This is a genomic window from Sphingomonas sp. 2378, assembly GCF_038084995.1.
Classification (GTDB): Bacteria; Pseudomonadota; Alphaproteobacteria; order Sphingomonadales; family Sphingomonadaceae; genus Sphingomonas.
This window is the reverse complement of record NZ_JAXCMJ010000060.1, coordinates 1-21,247: the sequence shown is the minus strand read 5'-3', so window position 1 is coordinate 21,247 and position 21,247 is coordinate 1. Positions and strand designations below refer to the sequence as shown.

Below are 21,247 nucleotides of genomic sequence, written 5' to 3'. Positions count from 1 at the left end.
CCCCTCCCGCAAGCGGGAGGGGCTTCTCTTCTTACTCCCCTCCCGCAGGCGGGAGGGGCTTCTCTTCTTACTCCCCTCCCGCCTGCGGGAGGGGAGTAAGAAGAGAAGCCCCTCCCGCCTGCGGGAGGGGAGTAAGAAGAGAAGCCCCTCCCGCTTGCGGGAGGGGCGTGAGACGAGAGGGCGCTCCGGCGGGCGGGAGGTGGGCCAAGAGGTGAGGGTTCCCCCCTTACAACACCTCCACCGCCATCGCGGTGGCTTCGCCGCCGCCGATGCAGAGCGAGGCGACGCCCCGCTTCGCCCCCTTCGTCTCCAGCGCCGAGAGCAATGTCGCCAGCACCCGCGCGCCGCTCGCGCCGATCGGGTGGCCGAGTGCACAGGCCCCGCCATGGACGTTCAGCCGGTCGTGCGACAAGCCCAGGTCGTGCATCGCGATCATCGCCACCGCCGCGAAGGCTTCGTTGACCTCATAGAGATCGGCATCGCCCGTCGACCAGCCCGCCCGCTCCAGGGCTTTGCGCATCGCGAAGACCGGTGCGGTGGTGAACCGCGCGGGCGCATGGGCGTGCGCCGCGTGCGACACGACCCGCGCGATCGGGGTCAGGCCCAGCCGCTCGGCGACGCTGGCCCGCGTCATCACCAGCGCGGCCGCGCCGTCCGAGATGGAGGAGGCGTTGGCGGCGGTGATCGTCCCGTCCTTCGAAAAGGCGGGCTTCAGCGTCGGAATCTTGGCCGGGTCGCCCTTGGCGGGTTGTTCGTCCAGCGTCACGTGCTCCTCGCCCTTGCGGGTCTTGACCGTGACGGGCACGATTTCCCGGTCGAACGCGCCGGAGGCTTGCGCCGCCTTGGCCCGCTCCAGCGAGGCGATGGCGAAGCCGTCCTGCGCCCCCCGCGTGAACTGATAGTCCTGCGCCGCCTCTTCGGCGAAATGGCCCATCAGCCGACCGCGTTCATAGGCGTCCTCCAGTCCGTCGAGGAACATATGGTCATAGAGCGTGTCATGCCCGATGCGCGCGCCGCCGCGATGCTTGTGGCTGAGATAAGGGGCGTTGGTCATGCTCTCCATGCCGCCCGCGACGATCAGCTCCGCCGAGCCCGCCGCCAGCGCCTCCGCCGCCATGATCGCGGCCTGCATCCCCGAACCGCACATCTTGTTGACCGTGGTCGCCTCGACATGCTCGCCCAGCCCGGCGAAGATCGCCGCCTGACGCGCGGGAGCTTGGCCCAGTCCGGCGGGGAGGACGCAGCCCATATGGATGCGTTCGATCGCCGACGCGTCGACGCCCGCCCGCTCGACCGCGCCCTTGACGGCGGTGGCGCCCAATTGCGTCGCGGACAGGCCGGACAGGCTGCCCTGGAACGACCCCATGGGGGTGCGGGCATAGGACAGGATGACGATGGGGTCCGTCATGACGGCATGCTCTCCGATATGGTTGTTTTGCCCCGGGCTTTACGCCTTTTGCCCGTGGCGCGCAAAGGGGCGGGGGCGTAGGGACCGGGCATGAGTTTCGGGGCGGGATCGATGCTTTGGGCCGGTATCTACGGCGTGGCGGGGGCGATCATCGGGTCGTTCGTCGGCGCGCTGGTGCTGCGATGGCTGGACGACCGATCGGTGCTGGCGGGGCGGTCGGCCTGTGACGGGTGCGGCAAGGCGCTGCGGGCGTGGGAGTTGGTGCCGATCGTCAGCGCTCTGGTCCTTCGGGGACGATGCGCGCGCTGTGGGCAGCGCATCGATCCGGTCCATATTCGGATCGAAATCATCGCCGCGCTGATCGGCGTGTCGGCCGGCTGGGTGGCGGGACCGGATGGCTGGACGGGGGCGCTGTTCGGCTGGTCGTTGCTGGCGTTGGCGTCGCTCGATGCGCTGGCGCTGTGGTTGCCGGATCGCTTGATCGCGTGGCTGGCGGGCACGGGACTGGTGACCGGGGCGCTCGGCCATGCGCCGTTGCTGGGCGATCGGATCGTCGGGGGGCTGGCGGGGTTCGGCGCGCTGTGGGGGATCGCGGCGGCCTATCGCCATGTCCGGGGGCGCGAAGGGATGGGCGGCGGCGACCCCAAGCTGATGGGGGCGATCGGGCTCTGGCTGGGCTGGCGGATGCTGCCGGGGGTGTTGCTGGCGGCCTGTGTCATCGGGCTGGGTTATGTGCTGCTGCGTCGCCTGCTGGGGACGCGGGTGGCGGCGGACGAGATGGTGCCCCTCGGCCTGTTGCTGGCGGTGGCGGCTTACCCATGCTGGATGTTGATGATAGCATCCGGGGCATGATGCCGTTGCCCCTCTTCGCCCTGGCGCTGATGCAAGCGCCAGCCGCCGTTCCGACCCTGGGCACCCTGCCGCGCCAGCAACTGCCCGAACGCGGCTGCGCGGCCTATCTGTGGACCGTGCAGGACCAGCGCTTCGTCGCGATGGTCGAGCCGACGCGGCTGAGGCTGTCGCTGGACGGCAAGCTGGTCGATCTGGCCGCGACCCGGGCGGGCGAAGGCGGCGCGCTGGGGCTGGCGAGCGGCACCCGCTATGCCGGGGGAGGCGTCAGCGCGACGCTGACCATGACCATCGCCCAGCGCGAGACGTTGCAGGACGGGGCGATCGTGTCCGACGCCAGCCTCAGCATCGCTCGCGACGGACAGGATGAGGTCGTGGTGCCGGTCGGCGGGCTGGTCGGCTGCGCTCCCGCCGCCGCCCGGTAAGGATGGCGGCAACGATACTATTGGCGATGCTAGGGAACCTGCGCTGACCTTTTGGCGTTTGAGGGGTGCTGGGGGATCGATCCGAATGACGGAAGACCCTTTTGCGGAAAGGGGTTTTCTACGGCGTGGCGGGACGGATCGGCAGACACACCTGGCTTGCGGTCGCGCTGATTGCTCCCACATCCTTAATCACCCCGGCAATGGCGCAATTGTCGAAGCCCGGCAGCGCGCCCGCGCAGGGACCCAGCTTGCCGCAGGACCAGCGTGACGGCACGACCGATCCGCAGGGCAACGCGCCGATCGTCCCCGATGCGCAGTTCAACGCCGCGCTGCCGCCGCTGAGCGGAGACATCAACGCGCCGCTGGAGCCGATGTCGACCATGACGACGGCCCAGCCCCAGACGACCACCATCCCGACGCCGCAGGCCGCGCCGCCGCTTCCCCAGGCGCAGACCGCGCAGCCGCTGGCCACCGGCGAGGCGATCGGCCCGGTCGCGCCCGAAGACCCCCAACTCGCCCAGCCGCTGACCCCGCTCGGCAGTTTCGACTCCACGCCACTCCAGACCGCCACCGATCCGACAAGCGAGCGTGCGCCCGAAATCCGGTACGACATGGAGGTTCGCGGGCTGGCCGATCTCAACCTGGACGACGAGTTCAAGGGGCTGTCGGCGTTGCGCGAAGGCAAGGGCAGGGCGGCCAACGCGACCCAGGTCTCCGCCCGTGCGCGCGAGGACGAACAGCTTGCGATCCGGCTGATGAAGTCGCTCGGCTATTACGACGCCACCGCCGTTTCCACCCTGCAACGCGAGCCGCAGGGTGAGGGGCAGGCGGGCCGTTTGAAGGTGCTGCTGACCGCGACGCCGGGGCGGCTGTATCGCCTGTCGTCGGTGACGGTGAATGCGCAGGGAACGACCCCGCCCGATCTGGTCCGCACCAACCTGCCGATCAAGGTCGGCGACCCGATCGAGGCCGCCCGCATCGAGGGAGCGGAGGCGAATGTCAGCCTGGTCCTGCCCCAGCGCGGCTATCCCTTCGTCAAGGTCGGCGATCGCGACATATTGCTGGAGGATCAGGGGCCGGAGCCGGTCGGGGCCTATACGCTGCCGGTCGATACGGGGCCGCGTTCGTCGTTCGGCAAGCTGACCACGGTTGGGGATCAGGTCTTCGACCTCTATCATCTCAACGTCTTTCCGCGTTTCGACGAAGGGGAATTGTACGACTCGCGACTGACCGACGATCTGCGCAATGCGCTGGTCGCGACCGGGCTGTTCAATGGCGTCGCGGTCGAACCCAAGCGGACGGGCCGCATGAATCCCGACGGCACCGAGGCGATCGATCTTCAGGTGACACAGACAAAGGGCCCTGCGCGGACCCTGTCGGGCGAAGGCGGTTACTCGACCGGCCAGGGTGTGCGGTTGCAGGGCAGCTTCACCAACCGTAACGCCTTCAAGCCCGAAGGCGCGCTGATCGCCTCGGTCATCGCGGGCACGCAGGAACAGGGCTTGAGCGGCACCTTCCGCCGCTCCAACGCCGGGCGGCGCGACCGGACGTTTCAGGTCATCGCCTCGGCCAGCCACCAGAATTACGACGCCTTCGATGCGTTCATCGGCACGGTCGCCTTCCGCTGGAGCTATGACTCGACGCCGATCTGGCAGAAGAAATTCACCTATGCGTTCGGCGGAGAGCTGACCGGCACCAACGAGAGCGTCTATGATTTCGCGCGTGGCGAGCGGGTGCGCGGCACCTATGGCATCGCGGCGATTCCGGGGCAGGTCGTGTTCGACCAGTCCAACGACCTGCTCAATCCGACGCGCGGCTATCGCCTGAAACTGAACCTCAGCCCGGAAACCTCGGTGCGTGGCGCGGTGCGGCCCTATGCGCGGACGATGATCGAGGGGACTTTCTACTACCCGCTGAACGACAGCCTGGTGATCGCAGGACGCGCGCGGGGCGGCGCGATCTTCGGGATCGATCGCGACGATCTGGCCCCGTCGCGGCGTTATTATGGCGGCGGCGGCGGGTCGGTGCGCGGTTATGGCTTCCAGCGGCTCGGGCCGTTCGATCCGCAGGGCAATCCGGTCGGCGGACGCAGCCTGAACGAGTTCGCGCTGGAGGCGCGCTATCGCTTCGGCAATTTCGGCATCGTGCCGTTCGTCGATGCGGGCAACAGCTATGAAAGCACGCTGCCCACGGGCAAGGATCTGCGCTTCGGCGCGGGTATCGGCGGACGCTTCTACACCAATTTCGGGCCGTTGCGCGTCGACGTGGCGACGCCGCTGAACCCGCGTCCGGGTGACGGCAAGGTGGCCCTGTATATCTCGATCGGGCAGGCCTTCTGATGGCGGACGAACAGACCATGGCGCCTGAATCGGACACCGTCACCACGCGCCGCCCGTTGTGGCAGCGTATCCTGAAATGGATCGGGATCGTGATCCTGGGCCTGATCCTGCTGGTCGGGGCGATCCTGCTGGGAATCAATACCGATCCGGGGCGGCGCTTCGTCGCGGACCAGTTGGGCGGCTACACCACCGCATCGGGGCTGAACATCAAGGTCGGGCGGATCGAGGGTTCGCTCTATGGCCGGATGAGCCTGGTCGATCTGCGGGTCAGCGACCCCAAGGGCGTGTTCCTGTCCAGCCCGCGCCTGGATGTGGACTGGCGGCCCTTCGCCTATACCAACAACCATGTCGATGTGCGCTCGCTGAACGCGAACCTCGTCACGCTGGCGCGCAAGCCGGAGTTGAAGGAGACGCCCAGCGACCCCAACGCGCCGCTGCTGCCCGATCTCGACATCGACGTGAACCGGCTGAGCATCAAGCGCTTCGTCATCGGTGCGCCGGTGACGGGGCAGCGCCATGTGCTGGCGATCGACGGCAAGGTGCATATCGCCGACCGCCGTGCGCAGGTGACGGCCAGCGCCGATGCGCTGCGCGGGCCGGGGATTGCGGGTGGTGACCGGTTGCGGCTGGTGCTCGACGCGGTGCCCGATGCCGATCGGCTGGCGGTGGATGTGAAGCTGACCGCGCCGACCGGCGGTGTCGTCGCGTCGATGGCGGGCTTGAAGGCGCCGTTGACCCTGTCGGTCGATGGACGCGGCGGCTGGAAAGCGTGGCAGGGGCGCGCGATCGCGACGCTGGGCGGGGGCGAACTCGCCAATCTGAACGCCACGGCGCGGGATGGGCATATCGAGGTGCGGGGGGTGACCCGGCCCGGCCTGTATCTGGAAGGACCGGTCGAACGGCTGACCGCGCCCGCGCTGCAAGTCGCGATCGACACCACGCTCGACGAGCGGCGGGCGGATACGCGGATGAAGCTGCGTTCGTCGGCCTTGATGGTCGATGCGGGCGGGTTGCTCGACATGGCGAACAGCCGGTTCGGCAATTTCGCGGTCGATGCCAAGCTGCTGACGCCCGGTGCCATCGCGCCCATTCTGACGGGCCGCGACGTGCTGGCGCGCGTGGTGCTGAACGGGGCCTTCGCGACGCCGACCGTGGATTACAAGGTCCGGGCGACGGCCCTGGGCTTTGGTGAGACCTCGGTCGAGAATCTCTATGCCGAGGGTCTGGCCACCGTGAATGCCGACCGCATCCTGGTGCCGGTCAAGGCGCGCGCGAAGCGGATCGCGGGGCTCAACGCGGCGGTGGGCGGCCTCACCACCAATGTTGCGATCCAGGGCGATTTCGCGATCGCCATGCCCAATATCCTGTCGGATAATCTGCGCATCCGGTCGGACAATATCGATGCGACGGCGGTGATCGTCGCCAATATGCAGACCGGGCGCTACACCGGCGCGCTCAAGGGCCGGGTGAACAATTACCGGGTCGAGAGCATCGGCATCATCAACCTGTCCACCGACGCCAATCTGGTCGCGACGCCGACCGGCTTCGGGATGAAGGGCCGGGTGGTCGCCCGCACCTCGCAGATCTTCAACGAGGGTGCGCGCAACTTCCTGGGCGGCAATGCGATCGTGCGCGCCGATGTCGAATATAGCCCGCAAGGCATCGTGACGTTCAGCGGCCTTCGCCTGACCGCGCCGCAATTCCGCGTGACGCGGGGCAGCGGGCGCTATGACCCCGCGACCGGCGCGGTGGCGGTGTCGGCGGACGCCTATTCCAGCCAATATGGCCCGCTAAGCGCGCGCGTGACGGGGTCGCAGACCAATCCGGTGATCGTGCTGCGTGCGGCCAGGCCGGGCGTCGGCGTCGGTCTCGCCAATCTCCAGGCGCGGGTCGTCGGGCGGAACGGGGCCTATGCCGTCAACGCCCGCGGCGATACCGATTACGGGCCGTTCACCGCCAATGTGCTGGTCAGCACCGGGCGGCAGTTGGCGATCGATATCCGCAGCCTGGTCTTCGCCGGGATCAATACCACGGGCCGCGTCGTGCAGACCGCCGCCGGGCCGTTCGCCGGTGCGCTGCAATTCGCGGGGCAGGGGATCAACGGCCGCGTCCAACTGGCCGACCAGGGCGGCAACCAGCGTGCCGACGTCGCCGCGCGCGCCTATAATGCGCGTGTGCCCGGCATGGTCGACTTCACCATCGGTCGCGCCATCGTCAACGCCAGCATCGTCATGCTGCCCAAGGCACCGCAGATCGTCGCCGATGCGCAACTGGCCGACACCCGCTATGGCGAGGTCGTGATCCAGTCGGCGCGCGCCAAGGTGAACTATACCGGCGGGCGCGGCACGGCGCAGGCGGTGATGACCGGATCGTCGAGTATTCCGTTCAACGTCGCGCTCAACGCCCGGCTGAGCCCCAACGACTATCTGATCGCGGCCAAGGGGCAGGCGAACGGCATCGCTTTCCGCACGACCAATCCCGCGCGGGTTCAGAATGTCGCGGGCGAATGGCGGCTGGCGCCGACCCGGATCGACCTGGGCCAGGGATCGGTGCGGATCGCGGGCTCTTACGGCAACGGGATGAAGGTTCAGACCCGTCTCGACCGGCTGGACATGTCGATCCTCGACGCCTTCGTCCCCAATCTGGGCATTTCGGGGCAGGCGAGCGGCGCGCTCGACTTCACCCAGGCGCGCGACGCCAGCTTCCCGGCGGCCGAGGCACGCCTCACCGTCGCCAATTTCCGGCGCACCGGGCTGGCGGCGGTGTCGGAGGCGGTGGATATCGTCTTTGCGGGTCGCCTGGTCGCCGATGGTGGCGAAGCACGCGCGCTGATCCGGCGCGGGCAGTTGGTGGTGGGCCGCATGGTCGCCAATCTGCGTCCGCTGCCCCCGGGCAATGGCGGCTGGGTCAACCGGCTGATGCAGGCCCCGCTGTCGGGCGGCATCCGCTATAACGGCCCGTCCGCGGTGCTCTTCTCCTTCGCGGCGCTGCCCAACCAGCAGTTGACGGGGCCGATCGCGGTTGCCGCCGACTTCTCGGGCCGGGTTTCCGCGCCGCAGTTGAACGGCCTGATCCGCGCCGACAATCTGACCTATGACAATGAGGCTTACGGCACACGCCTGAGCAACATGCAGTTGGCGGCTCGTTTCTCCAACGACCGGCTGGAGATCACGCGGCTCCAGGCCAAGGCGGGCGAGGGCAGCATCCAGGCGCAGGGGACCGTGGGTCTGGCGGCGGACAGCGGCTATCCGATCGATATCCGCGCGCAACTGAACAATGCCCGCCTGGCCGACAGCGACGCGCTGGCCGCGACGACCAGCGGTACGGTTCGCCTGACCCATGGTCGCGACGGCGGGTTGATCCAGGGCGACCTGACCGTACCCAATGCACGCTATCAGATCATCCGCCAGGGCCAGGCCGAGGTACCCGAGCTGAGCGGCGTGCGCCGTCGCAGCGAGATTCGCGTGGCGCGTCCGACAGACCGGCCCGCGCCCACCCCGCCGCCGGGACTGTTCCGCCTCGACCTGCGGGTCCGCGCCAACAACCAGTTGTTCGTCTCCGGCATGGGGCTGGAGTCCGAATGGGAGATGGACCTGCGCATCGGCGGCACGAGTGCTGCGCCGACGATCAATGGCGGGCTCGACCTGGTGCGCGGCACCTACAGCTTCGCGGGCAAGCGGTTCGAGGTGAATCGCGGCACGATCCGCTTCCGTGGCGGCGTGCTGACCGATCCGGACATCAACATCCAGGCGACGACGACCACCGACGGCATCACCGCGGTCATCAACGTCACCGGCACCGGCCAGCGTCCGCAGATCAGCTTCACCTCGACGCCGACACTGCCGCAGGACGAGGTGCTCAGCCGCTTGCTGTTCGGGACCAACCCCGAGAATTTGTCGGCGACCGAGGCGATCCAGTTGGCCGCCGCGCTCAACTCGCTGCGCGGGTCGGGCGGCGGCGGGTTGAACCCGCTGGGCAAGCTGCGCTCGGCGACCGGGTTCGACCGGCTGCGCGTGCTGGGTGCCGACGAGGCGACCGGGCGGGGCACCAGCCTGGCGGCGGGCAAGTACCTGACCGACAATATCTATGTGGAGATCGTCACCGACGCGCGCGGCTTCACCGCCACCCAGTTGCAGATCGCGCTGACCCGCACGCTCAGCCTGCTCACCCAGACCGGATCGTTCGGCGGATCGGCGGGAAGCCTGCGCTACTCGCGGGATTTCTGACCGGAGCCGCCCCCCTCACCCTCCTCGCCCGCTGCAAGTGGGTGGAAAGGGTGAGGGTGGTTGTCATTCCAGATCGGCTGGGGTTTCACCAAAGTGCAACATCCGGCAGGATGGCCGCATGACCCCCGACCAGTTGTCCGCTGAAGCCATCGCCATCCTCGCCGATCTGATCGCGATCGACACCACCTCGCGCGAGTCCAATCTGGACCTGATCGCCTATGTCGAGCGGCATCTGGCGGGCTTCGGGGTCGGCGGGCGGCGGGTGTTCAATGCCGATGGCAGCAAGGCCAATCTCTACGCCACGGTGGGGCCGATGGAGCGGGGCGGCGTCGTCCTGTCGGGGCATAGCGATGTCGTGCCGGTCGATGGCCAGCCCTGGACCAGCGATCCCTGGCGGTTGACCCGGCGCGGCGACCGGCTGTTCGGGCGCGGCACCTGCGACATGAAGGGGTTCCTCGCCCTGTCGCTGGCGCTCGCCCCGCATGTGGCGAGCGCCGGGGCGAAGCGTCCCCTTCATCTGGCAATCTCCTATGACGAGGAGGTGGGATGTCTGGGCGCGCCCTCGATGATCGCCGAGATCGCGCGCGAACTGCCCGCCCCCGCCGCCGTGGTGGTGGGCGAACCGACCGAGATGGTCGTGGTCGGCGGGCATAAGGGGATCGCGACCTGGATCGTCACCGTCACGGGGCATGAAGCGCATAGCAGCCTGACCCATCTGGGCGTGTCGGCCAATATGGTCGCGATCCGGCTGATGCAGCGACTGGCCGACCTCGCCGAGCGACTGGCGGGGGAGGGCGATCCGCAGGGGCCCTTCTGTCCGCATCATGCCACCCTGACCGTCGGCCAGATGGCGGGCGGCACGGCGGTCAACATCCTGGCGCGGGAGTGTCGGTTCGCCTTCGACCTGCGCACCCTGCCGGGGCAGGAGCCGGAGGAAGTGCTGGCCCCCTTCTTCGCCGCCTGCGCCGAGGCGGATGCGGCGCTGCGCCTGCGCTTTCCGGGAGCGGGGGTTCGCGTCGAGCGGCGCTCGCGCACCCCGGCCTTCGCGCCCGAGGCGGACGGAATGGCCGAACGGCTGGCACGCGCATGGGCGGGCGACAACGGCCCGGCGCGCGCGGTGCCCTATGCCGCGGAGGCGGGGCAGTTTCAGGGGGCGGGTTTCTCGACGATCATCTGTGGCCCGGGTTCGATCACACAGGCGCATCAACCGGACGAGTATATCGAGGTCGCTCAGATGGAGCGGGGGGCCGCCTTCATGCTGAGGCTGGCGGATGATCTGTATCGATAAGGGACGGGGCCGATCGATTCGGCCGGAAAATCATGAGGCGATCCGTCGGTAGGACCGCTCCGAATCGCCTCATGACATAACCTGTGATTACCAGGGGCGCATGGTCTCGCCGTAGATCAGCGCGATGATGAACTTCAGCATGGATATTCTCCCTCGTTGACGCCCGTTTCCGGCACGCGAGGATATAGTTAATGTCGAATTAACTATGACGCAATGGGTAACCGTTGCGCTAACGGACTGGAATGGCCGGGGAAAGGAGGTTAACACCTTCTTTAGTGGTCACGGTTACATTTGAGGGGTGAACGACAGTCCCTCTCGAATCGCGGCCAGCGAATCCGGGCTTCCAGGCCCTGCCACCGGCGTCACGAATGCGGAGGCGGTGGACCCGCACTGGCAGTTCCTGATCCTGTTGGCGGTCGGCAACTTCACCATCCTGCGTCGCCGCTTCGGGCGGGTTCATTGCGCCACACTGATCGAGTTGATCGTGGCACGCCTGGCCGAGGCCTTTCCCGAGGCGATGGTTCGGCCCACCGGCGCGGCGGAAGTCGAGATGATGATGTTCGCTCCGACGCGTGCGGTGCTGGAAGATCGATTGGCGGCGATGAACGCGCTGTTGTCGCAGCCCTTCGAGCTGGGCGGCGAGCGCTGTCGCGTCGAACCGGTCCTGGGGGCCGCAGCGGCGACGGTGCCGCATGACGACGATATCCGCCTGTTGGAGGATGCCGAACAGGCGCTGGCCGATGGGCATATCGAAGGCCGTCCCGTGGTGCGCGAGATGGCGGCGCGCGCCGACCGGCTCGACCGGATCGCGCTTGCCCGCGATCTCAGCCAGGCGGTCGAGCATGACGGGCTTTATGTCGAATATCAGCCCAAGGTCCATGTCCGTCAGCAGCGGATCGCCAGCATCGAGGCGCTGCTGCGCTGGCGGCATCCGGTCTATGGCATGATCTCGCCGATGGAGTTCATCCCGGTGGCCGAGGAGTCGCGCGTGATCGCGCCGCTGACCCTGTGGACGTTGCGCCGGGTGATCGCCGACCAGCAAAGCCTGATCCGTGCGGGTCACGACCTGCGTGTCTATGTCAACATCTCCGGCATGTTGCTCAGCGACCAGAATTTCGTCCGGGAAGCCTGCGCCCTGGTGACCGACAGCGGTGCCCGTATCGGGTTCGAGATCACCGAAACCTCGGTCATCCGCGATCCCGACAGCGCGATCGCCAATCTTCAGACCTTCGTCGACATGGGCATCACCGTCGCGATCGACGATTATGGCGCGGGGCTGTCCTCGCTGTCCTATCTGAAGCAGTTGCCCGCTTGCGAATTGAAGATCGACAAGCTGTTCATCACCCAATTGACCAGTTCCAACCGCGATCCCCTGATCGTCCGGTCGACCATCGACTTGGCCCATGCGCTGGAGATGGAAGTGGTGGCCGAGGGGGTGGAGACGCCCGCCGCGCTGGCGCTGCTCAGTGTCATGGGGTGCGACATGATCCAGGGTTATCTCATCAGCCGTCCGATCGGCCTGGAGGCGCTGACCCGTTTCCTGACGGAACAGGGCCATCAGGCCACCGTGGCAATGGCCCGCCCGACGCCCTTCGCCCGTCTGGTGGCGAATGCGCGCGGTTAGGATCGCGCTGGTCGTCGCGGCATTGCTGGCGGCGGGCATGGGATCGCGGGCGAGAGCCGAAGCGGTCCCGCAGCCCGGCTTCGACCGCGCGATCGAGGCGGCCAAGGCCGAAATGCTCCGCGATCCGGCGGTCGCCATCCAAAAGGCCGAGGTGGCGCGGCAATCCGCCACACGAATGGCGGACGCCGACCAGCGCGCGCTCGCCCTGGCGACGACGGACTGGTTGCGCGGAGAAGGGGCCAGCCGGCTGGGCGACAATCGGAAGGCCCGCACCGCGATTTCGTCTGCGCTGGCGACCGCACGGCGACTGGCGCCGCGGTCCGATCTCTATGGCAACCTGCTATTGTCCCAGGGCAGCCTGGACATGGACACCGGCAATATCGCCGCCGCGCTCCAGTCCTTTCAGGGAGCGTATCGTGTCTTCCAGCATCTGAACGATCCGCGCGGACAGGCGCGGGCCCTCGTCCAGATGGCGAACCTGTACATCAACGGAAAGGACTTCGCGTCGGCGCTCCGCTATCTGGAGCAGGCGCGGACCACCTATCAGGGTGACGACGCGCTGCGCATGGTCGTCCTCAACAACCGGTCGCTGACCCTGGGCGAACTGGGGCGGACGGAGGATGCGCTGGCCCAGTTGCGCGAAGCCGGCACGCTGGCGCAGCAGTTGAAAAGTCCGCCGATGCTGGCGCAGGTCTGGCGCAATATCGCGCGGAGCGAATTGCGGCTTGGTCGGATTGCGGCGGCGGAGTCCTCGATCGCGCGCGCCCGCAACGTGGACTCCAGCGATACGAGCACGTTGGACAGCATCGCCGCCCAGGCCGCCTTTCAACGCGGCCAACTGGCCCAGGCCGCGAATTTGATCGACCGGAGCTTCGAGGGTGTCGATGTCGGTCGGACCGGCGTGTCGCTGCGCGATGCGCACCAAAGCGCCTATCAAATCTATACGGCGGTGGGACGGACGGCGGATGCGCTTCGCCATCTGGAGGCGCTGAAGCGGATCGACGACGACGCCACCCGCCTCGCCACCTCGACCAGCCTCGCGCTGATGGGCGCGCGGTTCGACTTCGCCAATCAGGAATTGCGGATCGCGCGGATGAAGGCCGCCGACCTGCAACGCAACATCGCCTTCGAGCGCGAGCAGTTGCGGACCGAGCGGATCATCCTGATCGGATCGGTGGCCGCGATCGTTGTCGTGCTCGCGCTGCTCGGCGTCTGGCTGGTCACGCTGGGCCGCAGCCGCAACCGGATTCGCGCCGCGCATGGCGATCTGGCCGTGACCAACGATCGGCTCGAAAAGGCGCTGGCGGTCAAGACCGAGTTTCTGGCGACGACCAGCCATGAGATCCGCACGCCGCTGAACGGCATATTGGGCATGACCCAGATCATGCTGGCCGACAGCGCGCTGCCGGGCGAACAGCGTGAGCGGGTGGAGGTGATGCACGGCGCGGGGATGACCATGCGTGCGCTGGTCGACGACCTGCTCGACGTGGCGAAGATCGAGAATGGCCGCCTGACGCTGGAACAGGTGCCCTTCGATCTGGCGATCACGGTCCGCGATGCCTCGCGCCTGTTCGAGGGGCAGGCGGCGGCCAAGGCGCTGGGCTTCACCGTCGACTTGTCCGAATGTCCCGCCACCGTGCTGGGCGATCCGGCGCGCATCCGCCAGATCGTCTTCAACCTGTTGTCCAATGCCCTGAAGTTCACCGCTTCGGGTCAGGTGACGCTGTCGGCGCGGCGGACGGCGGACGGCGTGTCGATCCGCGTCAGCGATAGCGGTATCGGCATATCGCCGGACAATCTGGAGGAGATTTTCGAGGCCTTTCGCCAGGCCGATGCCAGCACCACGCGGCAATTCGGCGGCACCGGGCTGGGGCTGGCCATCTGTCGGCGGCTCGCCCGGGCGATGGGGGGCGATGTGACGGTGGACAGCGTGGTGGGGCAGGGATCGACGTTCATCCTGACTCTGCCGCTCGACGAACTCGCCCCGGCACCGGCGGTGGAGCGTCCGATCGTCCTCGTCGTCGATCGCAATCCGATCCGGCGGGCGATGTGGACCAATTTCTGCGCGCCCTACGCGGTCGCCCAGTTCGTCGCCGACGCGGACGAAGCCGTCGCGCGCCTGGCTGAAGGAGGCGTTTCGCGCGTGCTGATCGACGACAGCGCGATCCGCGATGCGGAGGGCCGCCCGATGCTGTCGCGAATGGCCCAGATCCGGGCGGCGGAGGTTCCGACGTTCCTGTTATGGCCGGAATCGGACCCGTTGGAGCGGAACGAATTTTTTGGGCCCGGGTTGATCGAGGTTGTCGCGAAGCCCGTCGCGGGAGTCGAGGTGATGCGCAGGATGTTCGACACCTCGCCGCAAACCGCCTTTACGCCTCTTGTAACGCAAGCGGCATGATCGCTAGGGCGGAGCTATGATCTGCGTCATGACCGCGAAGGAATGCGATACGGGGAAGGGGCGTCGATGAACGTCCTTTTCATCGAGGATGATCGCATGAACCGGCGCGTCGTGCGCGATATGCTCGACGTGGCGGGCGCCAGCATGGCGGAGGCGGAAAATGCCGAGATCGGCCTCGATATGATCGAGCGCGACTCCTATCACATGATCCTGATCGATCTGCGCATGCCGGGCATGGACGGCATCACCGCCATTCAGCGTATCCGCGCGCGGGGCGATGCCAAGGGCGAGGTGCCGATCATCGTCGTGACCGCCGACAGCGGTGTGGACTTGCGCGAACGCTGTATGAGCGCCGGGGCCGATGACGTCATCGTGAAGCCCGTCGCGATGGACCAGCTGTTCGAGTCGATGGGCCGTATCCTCGCGGGCGACCGTGGCGGCGCGATGATCGGCTGAGCCCTTCGCGGAAGGGGTGAGTGTCGACCCGGCCTTAGCGCGCCGTATCCGGCTTGGGCTTCAGCGCATCGGCCAGTGACGCCGTGGCGCTGCCGCGCTTGGCGGGCAGGGGCTGGGAAGGGTCGGGGGCCCATCCGGTCAGGAAGATCAGGTTGAACTGCTCCGACACGCGCCCGTCGGGATCGGCCAGATCGGCAAAGGCCGCCGCCGCCGCCGCCAGCGCGGCGCGGCCGATCGGGCGACGTTCGGCCAGCATGTTGCTTGCCCCCATGCCGCGCAGATCGCCCAGCAGCCGTCCGAAGTCGCGATAGCGGACCTCCAGCGTCTCGATATCGGCGACGGGCAGGGTGAACCCTGCGCGCATCAGCAAATCCCCCGCCGACCGGACATCGACCTGCGGGTGCAGCCGTGCGACCGGGCGCTCGGCCTCGGCCACGCGCAGCGCCGCGCGCAGCCGGGGCAGCGAACCGCCGCCGACGAACGCACCCAGGAACAGCCCATCGGGCCGCAACACCCGCCGGATCAGGGTCAGCGCTCCCGGCAGATCGTCGATCTGGTCCAAGACACCCGCGCTGACCACCAGGTCGAAGCTGCGATCCGCGAAGGGCAGGCGATCCTCATCCCCCTGCACGCCGCCGGCCGCGCGGGCAAAGGCGAAGCCGGGGTCCAGCCGCGCCACTTGTGCCCCCGGCGGCGCGGGGAACTGGCCGTCGAAGCACCCCAGGTCCAGGATATGGCGGAACGGCCGCGTGACCGCATCGAGCCGTTCGGTAAGGCCATCGAGCATCGCGGCGCGCAGGAAGTCATGCGCGGCAAAATCGGGCTGGGCGCTGTCGCGGTGGCGGCGGCGGGCGTTACGGTCGAAGATGGTCGGGCTGCTCACCGCCGCGCTTGTGCGCGCTTGTGCGATCGGGAACAAGTCGAACCCGATGGGTGGGCAAGCGAAAGCGACGGGATTCGCGCCGGGCGGGTGGCTGGCCGGGGCGATCCGCTGGGCCTTGCCGCCGCGCTGTCCGGGCTGTGCCGAGCCGGTCGAGGCGGATCACCGCTTCTGCGCGTCCTGCTGGGGGCGGTTGCGGTTTCTGGACGGGGCGGGATGCGTCCGCTGCGGCCTGCCGCTGCCGGGGGAGCCGGGGCAGCATTGCGGTGCCTGCCTCGCCGAACCGCCGCGCCATGCCGGGATCCACGCCGCCGTCGCCTATGGCCCGATCGCGCGCGAACTGCCGATCCGCCTGAAACATGGTGGCCGGATCGGCGTGGCGGAGACGATGGCCGGGCCGATGGCGCGCCTGGTGCCGCATGATGCGGAATTGCTGGTCCCGGTGCCGCTGCATCGCTGGCGGCTGTGGCGGCGCGGATTCAATCAGGCGGTGCTGATCGGCGAGGGCGTGTCGCGGCGGACCGGCCTTCCCCTGCTGCGGGGCGGGCTGGAGCGGGTGAGGGCGACACCGTTGCTGCGCGGCCTGTCGCCCCGCGAAAGGCGGAAGGCCGTGACCTCGGCGTTCCGTGTGACCGACCGCGCGGCGGTGAAGGGGCGGCGCATCGTCCTGATCGACGATGTCTATACCACCGGCGCGACAGCGAATGCATGCGTGCGCGCTTTGCTGGCGGCGGGGGCGGCGTCGGTCGCGATCCTGTGCTGGGCGCGCGTCATCGACGGGGCGGACGATTGACAAGCGCCCCCGCGCGCCACACCTGAGGGGGATGGCAAAGGTCGAAATCTACACCAAGGCGTTCTGTCCCTATTGCACCCGGGCCAAGGCGCTGCTCGCCTCCAAGGGCGTCGAGCCCGAGGAATTTGACATCAGCATGGGCGGCCCCAAGCGCGCCGAGATGATCGAGCGCGCGAACGGACGCACCACCGTGCCGCAGGTCTTCATCGACGGACAGCATATCGGCGGTTCGGACGATCTGGCCGCGCTCGACAAGCGCGGAGGGTTGGACCCGCTCCTGGCCGCATGACGGCGGTCGCGGTTCTTCAGATGACGGCGGGGATCGACCCCGCCGCCAATGCCGACACGCTGGAACGCGCCATCGCCGAGGCGGCGGCGGGGGGCGCGGCGATGCTGTTCACCCCCGAAATGTCGGGACTGATCGACCGCGACAAGGCGCGCGCGGCGGCGCATCTGACCTCCGAAGAGCATGACCCGGTGCTCGCCCGCGTCCGCGCGGCGGCGGCGGCGCATGGCCTGTGGGTCCATCTCGGTTCGCTGGCGGTCAGGCGCGGGGACGGGCGGCTCGCCAATCGAGGCTATGTCATCGACGACCGGGGCGAGGTCCGCGCCCGTTACGACAAGATGCATTTGTTCGATGTCGACCTGCCCAGCGGCGAAAGCTGGCGGGAATCGGCGTCCTATGCGCCCGGCGAGCAGGCGGTGGTGGTCGACACGCCGGTCGGGCGGCTGGGCCTCGCCATCTGCTACGACATGCGCTTCCCGGCGCTGTTCGCCGCGCTGACCGAGGCGGGGGCGACGATCCTGTCGGTGCCCGCCGCCTTCACCCGCCCGACCGGTGCGGCGCATTGGCATGTCCTGCTCCGCGCGCGGGCGATCGAGGCGGGCGTGAACCTGATCGCCGCCGCGCAGACCGGCGAGCATCAGGACGGTCGCGCCACCTATGGCCATTCGCTGGTGGTCGGGCCCTGGGGCGAGGTGATGCTGGACATGGGCGACGCGGCGGGGCTGGGCTTCGCGACCGTCGACATGGCGCAGGTCGATGCGGTGCGGCAGCGCCTGCCCGCGATTCGCCATCGCCGCGCGATCCCGCCGGTGGTGCGGGCATGATCGTCTTCGACCTGCGATGTGGGCACGGCCATGTGTTCGAGGCCTGGTTCGCCTCCTCCAACGCCTATGCCGATCAGCGCGAGACCGGGCAGGTCGAATGTCCGCTGTGCGGCGATCGCCGGATCGAAAAGGCGGTCATGGCCCCGCAGATCGCCGCCAAGGGCAACAGCAAGCCCGACGCGCCCTCGCCACAGGCGATCCGCGCCGCGCTGGAGCAACTGGCGGGCCAGCAGGCAAAGATGCTGGAAAAATCGACCTGGGTCGGCACCGCCTTCGCCGACCAGGCGCGTGCGATGCATGAAGGCACGGCGCCCGTCGCGCAAATCCACGGCCAGGCGAGCCTGGCCGAGGCCAAGGCCCTGGTCGAGGAAGGCGTCCCCGTCGCGCCCCTGCCGTTCCCCGTCGTGCCGCCGAAACAAGTCAACTGACGGCGGCGGGTTGCGCCCCGCCAAACCACTCTGGACCCCGCCCCGCGACCCGAGTATCACCGCGTCCGCGTGGGGCCCCGTAGCTCAGCAGGATAGAGCATCAGATTCCTAATCTGGGGGCCACTGGTTCGAATCCAGTCGGGGTCACCACGCTCCTGAATCAATGATTTGATGGATGGCGGTGTGATCGGCAGGGCGTCATCCTTGTCGGGGCCGGGACGACGCCGTCGGCGCATCGCGGAGATTTTCGCACGGAACAGCCGTCCAGCGCCAACTCGCCCGGCGATCGCCTTGGGCGTCCGTGCGGTTCCTTGATCGGAATGACACTCCCATAGCGATTTCATCCGGTGCGCCCGATCACCTCGCCCGCGCGAATCGCTTGTCCCTCGACCAGATGGTCGGAAAGCGTCATCCCACGGGGCAGGAACAGGATGATGGTCGAGCCATGTTCGAACCAGCCCATCTCCTCGCCCTTGCCGATCCGGGCGGCACAGGGGCGGCGGCCGGGGCCATGCTCGCGCAGGGTGCGTTCGGTATCCAGGCAATGGAGGCGGATGCTCGCGACCAGGATGGCGGCGACGGGCACGATCAGCAGGGGGCGTCCCGACACGAGCGTCCGCGCCTCGATCACCGCGCGTTCGTTGCGGCAGAAGAGCCGCTCGACCCGTTTGAGTGCGATCGGGTTCACGTTCCAGCAGTCGCCCGACAAATAGGTCACGCCTTCCACCGCGATGTCGGTCGGCGCGTGGAAACGGTGATACATGCCCGCCGTCAGCCGCAGCGTGACGAACGATCCGTCGCAAAATCGTTCGACCAGATTTTGGTCCGGGATCAGATCGCCGAGGCGATAGGGAAAGCCCTTCACCTGATAGAGCCGGTCATCCTCGATCCGGCCATGCGCGCCGACCAGCGCGTCGCAGGGGGAGGCGATGGTGTCGGGGTCGGTGTCGAAGGCCCGTGCCCCATCGCGTAAAGGACGGACGAAGCCGTCGCGCAACGATTTGAACCGGGTCGTCCGCGCATCGGACAGATCGACGTTCGCGAAGAATTTCCACAGCGCCAGGCTGGGTTTCGCGACCAGCGGATGTTCGATCCGGGCGATCTTGCCGATCAGTTGCGTCGCGAACCGGCGCGGCAGGCGGTTGGTGACGAGAAAATTAATGTCTTCGTTCAGGAAGAACCGCATGATGGGTCCGCGCATTGTCATGCCTCCGTCATGGGTACGCGGTCAAAGACCGCATGAACCCGATTCTCACTGGCCTGCTGGCCGCCTCCGCCGGTGCGGTCGCCCTGACCAAAGGGCATCGCCGCCTGACGCTGTCGCGCGCCAAGCATCCGGGGCTGGGCGGCCACGTCCGCCTCGCCAAGCGGATCGCGGGGCAGATTCCATTCTATAGCTATGGCGAGGATCGCTTCTTCCGCGTCGATGACGCGCCGGACGCGGTCGCCGGGCAGCGGCGCGCGGGGTTCGAGCGGCTGGGCGGGGTGTTCGCGACGCGATTCGCGAGGACGCTGGCGCTGACCAAGGAGACGCGGTCCGGCCTGTCCGACCTGCAATTCACCGGTGCGTACCGCGTGCCGTTCCAGTTTCGCGAGAAGGTGCGGACGACACTGGCGACGGGGGCGTTTTACGAGCGGTCGGAAGGGCCGATCCTGATCGATCTGGACGGCAACCGGCTGATCGACCTGACCGGCTCCTACGGCGTCAACCTGTTCGGCAACGACTTCTACAAACGGACCATGGCGGAAGGCGCGGCGATGGTCGCCGATCTGGGTGGGGTGCTCGGGTCGTTCCACCCGGTCGTCGCCGACAATGTCCGCCGCCTGACCGAATTGTCGGGGATGGACGAGGTGTCGTTCCACATGTCGGGCACCGAGGCGGTGATGCAGGCGGTGCGCCTCGCCCGCTATCACACCCGCCGCCCGCGTCTGGTGCGGTTCGCGGGGGCCTATCATGGCTGGTGGGGCGAGGTTCAGCCGGGGATCGGCAACCCCGTATCCGCCGACCGGACGCTGACCCTGGCCGATATGTCGGAGCGGACGCTGAAGGTGCTGGCGACGCGCAAGGACATCGCGTGCGTGCTGGTCAACCCGCTTCAGGCGATGCACCCCAATGGCTCGGCCCCGTCGGACGGACAGTTGGTCGATGGCGGGCGCATGGCGGGGGCGGATATGGTCGCCTATCGCGACTGGCTGCACCGGCTTGCGGAAACCTGCCGCGCCAACGGCATCGTCCTGATCTTCGACGAGGTGTTCATGGGCTTTCGCCTGGCGAAGCGCGGCATGCCGGAATATTTCGGGGTGAAGCCGGACCTCATCACCTATGGCAAGACGCTGGGCGGCGGTCTGCCGGTCGGTGTGCTGTGCGGTCCTGCGCATCTGATGAAGCGCTGGCGCGACGATCGGCCCGTCGACATCTGCTTCGCGCGCGGCACCTTCAACTCGCACCCCATGGTCATGGGGGCGATGAACGCCTTTCTGCGGCGGCTGGAGACGCCCGAGGTGGCGGCGCTGTACGATGGACTGGACGAGCGCTGGAATGCCCGTGCGGCGATGTTCAACGCGCGGATGGCGGAAGCCGGGCTGCCCCTGTCGGTCGCGCATGTCCAGACGATCTGGACCATCCTCTATTCGGTCGCCTCGCCCTATAACTGGATGCTGCAATATTATCTCCGGGCGGAAGGGCTGGCGTTGAGTTGGGTCGGAACCGGGCGGCTGATCTTCAGCCTCGACATCGACGACACCCTGTTCGCCGAGATTTGCGACCGCTTCGTTGCAGCGGGACAACAGATGCGTGACGATGGCTGGTGGTGGACCTCGCCAAATGCACCTACCGACCCGAAGGCAGCGAACAAGGCGATCCGGCGGCGGATCCTGAAGGAGTCGCTGGCGGTGCGGTTGGGGCGGGGCTGACCCGCTCCCACGTTCGCTGCTCCCCCTCCCGCAGGCGGGAGGGGGTTGGGGGGAGGGCATGGTGTCTCACCGAGCCAGTCGCCTGCGGCTTTCCCTCCCCCATCCCCTCC

General features: G+C 68.0%; 16 protein-coding genes and 1 tRNA gene. 14 read left to right on the top strand and 3 right to left on the bottom strand.

All coding sequences use genetic code 11. From position 1 onward, the window contains the following. Positions 1-226: 226 nt before the first annotated feature. The gene (locus tag SM191_RS18105; RefSeq protein WP_341507415.1) at positions 227-1,408 is read right to left on the bottom strand and encodes an acetyl-CoA C-acyltransferase; all 1,182 of its coding nucleotides are present in this window, start codon (positions 1,406-1,408) and stop codon (positions 227-229) included. Positions 1,409-1,498: 90 nt separating this feature from the next. On the opposite strand from SM191_RS18105, the gene SM191_RS18100 reads away from it, so the two are divergent. The 8 genes from SM191_RS18100 (at position 1,499) to SM191_RS18065 (ending at position 15,013) form a co-directional block, all read left to right on the top strand. After that, positions 1,499-2,260, top strand: a complete 762-nt coding sequence (locus SM191_RS18100; RefSeq protein WP_341507414.1) for a prepilin peptidase — start codon at positions 1,499-1,501, stop codon at positions 2,258-2,260. Further along, complete coding sequence (locus SM191_RS18095; RefSeq protein WP_341507413.1) at positions 2,257-2,682, top strand: hypothetical protein; 426 nt, start codon at positions 2,257-2,259, stop codon at positions 2,680-2,682. The genes SM191_RS18100 and SM191_RS18095 overlap by 4 nt, the downstream gene beginning before the upstream one ends. Before the next feature lie 200 nt (positions 2,683-2,882). Next, positions 2,883-5,021: an autotransporter assembly complex protein TamA gene (locus SM191_RS18090; protein ID WP_341507412.1), complete on the top strand. Its 2,139-nt coding sequence runs from the start codon at positions 2,883-2,885 to the stop codon at positions 5,019-5,021. After that, positions 5,021-9,247 carry a translocation/assembly module TamB domain-containing protein gene (locus SM191_RS18085; protein ID WP_341507411.1) on the top strand — a complete coding sequence of 1,409 codons (4,227 nt, stop codon included), beginning with the start codon at positions 5,021-5,023 and terminating at the stop codon, positions 9,245-9,247. The genes SM191_RS18090 and SM191_RS18085 overlap by 1 nt, the downstream gene beginning before the upstream one ends. A 118-nt stretch (positions 9,248-9,365) precedes the next feature. Then, positions 9,366-10,535 carry an acetylornithine deacetylase gene (gene argE, locus SM191_RS18080; protein ID WP_341507410.1) on the top strand — a complete coding sequence of 390 codons (1,170 nt, stop codon included), beginning with the start codon at positions 9,366-9,368 and terminating at the stop codon, positions 10,533-10,535. Between the two features lie 379 nt (positions 10,536-10,914). After that, entirely contained in the window at positions 10,915-12,159 is a 1,245-nt protein-coding gene (locus SM191_RS18075; RefSeq protein WP_341507409.1) for an EAL domain-containing protein, read from the top strand. After that, entirely contained in the window at positions 12,146-14,557 is a 2,412-nt protein-coding gene (locus SM191_RS18070) for an ATP-binding protein (protein WP_341507408.1), read from the top strand. Before SM191_RS18075 ends, SM191_RS18070 begins: the two co-directional genes overlap by 14 nt. Before the next feature lie 66 nt (positions 14,558-14,623). Next, positions 14,624-15,013: a response regulator gene (locus SM191_RS18065; protein WP_267435701.1), complete on the top strand. Its 390-nt coding sequence runs from the start codon at positions 14,624-14,626 to the stop codon at positions 15,011-15,013. A gap of 34 nt (positions 15,014-15,047) precedes the next feature. Here SM191_RS18065 and SM191_RS18060 read toward each other — a convergent pair whose 3' ends face one another. Further along, positions 15,048-15,896: a class I SAM-dependent methyltransferase gene (locus SM191_RS18060; RefSeq protein ID WP_341507407.1), complete on the bottom strand. Its 849-nt coding sequence runs from the start codon at positions 15,894-15,896 to the stop codon at positions 15,048-15,050. Between SM191_RS18060 and SM191_RS18055 the strand changes: the two genes are divergently transcribed. The 5 genes from SM191_RS18055 (at position 15,880) to SM191_RS18035 (ending at position 18,374) form a co-directional block, all read left to right on the top strand. Further along, the gene (locus SM191_RS18055) at positions 15,880-16,686 is read left to right on the top strand and encodes a ComF family protein (RefSeq protein WP_341507406.1); all 807 of its coding nucleotides are present in this window, start codon (positions 15,880-15,882) and stop codon (positions 16,684-16,686) included. The two genes, SM191_RS18060 and SM191_RS18055, sit on opposite strands and share 17 nt — an antisense overlap. Before the next feature lie 31 nt (positions 16,687-16,717). After that, positions 16,718-16,975: a glutaredoxin 3 gene (gene grxC, locus SM191_RS18050; RefSeq protein ID WP_267435703.1), complete on the top strand. Its 258-nt coding sequence runs from the start codon at positions 16,718-16,720 to the stop codon at positions 16,973-16,975. Further along, positions 16,972-17,796 carry a carbon-nitrogen hydrolase family protein gene (locus tag SM191_RS18045; protein WP_341507405.1) on the top strand — a complete coding sequence of 275 codons (825 nt, stop codon included), beginning with the start codon at positions 16,972-16,974 and terminating at the stop codon, positions 17,794-17,796. The genes grxC and SM191_RS18045 overlap by 4 nt, the downstream gene beginning before the upstream one ends. Next, positions 17,793-18,224 (top strand): DUF1178 family protein, encoded by a 432-nt coding sequence (locus SM191_RS18040; RefSeq protein ID WP_341507404.1) that lies wholly within the window; start codon positions 17,793-17,795, stop codon positions 18,222-18,224. The genes SM191_RS18045 and SM191_RS18040 overlap by 4 nt, the downstream gene beginning before the upstream one ends. A 73-nt stretch (positions 18,225-18,297) precedes the next feature. Continuing rightward, positions 18,298-18,374 (top strand) — tRNA-Arg (locus SM191_RS18035). Positions 18,375-18,564: 190 nt separating this feature from the next. Here the strand turns inward: SM191_RS18035 and asd are convergent. Further along, a complete protein-coding gene (asd, locus tag SM191_RS18030; RefSeq protein WP_341507403.1) occupies positions 18,565-19,425 on the bottom strand; it encodes an archaetidylserine decarboxylase in 861 nt (286 codons plus the stop codon). 38 nt (positions 19,426-19,463) lie between these two features. Here asd and SM191_RS18025 point away from each other — a divergent pair, with 38 nt between their 5' ends. Then, positions 19,464-21,137: an aminotransferase class III-fold pyridoxal phosphate-dependent enzyme gene (locus SM191_RS18025; RefSeq protein WP_341507402.1), complete on the top strand. Its 1,674-nt coding sequence runs from the start codon at positions 19,464-19,466 to the stop codon at positions 21,135-21,137. The last annotated feature ends 110 nt before the right edge of the window (positions 21,138-21,247 follow it).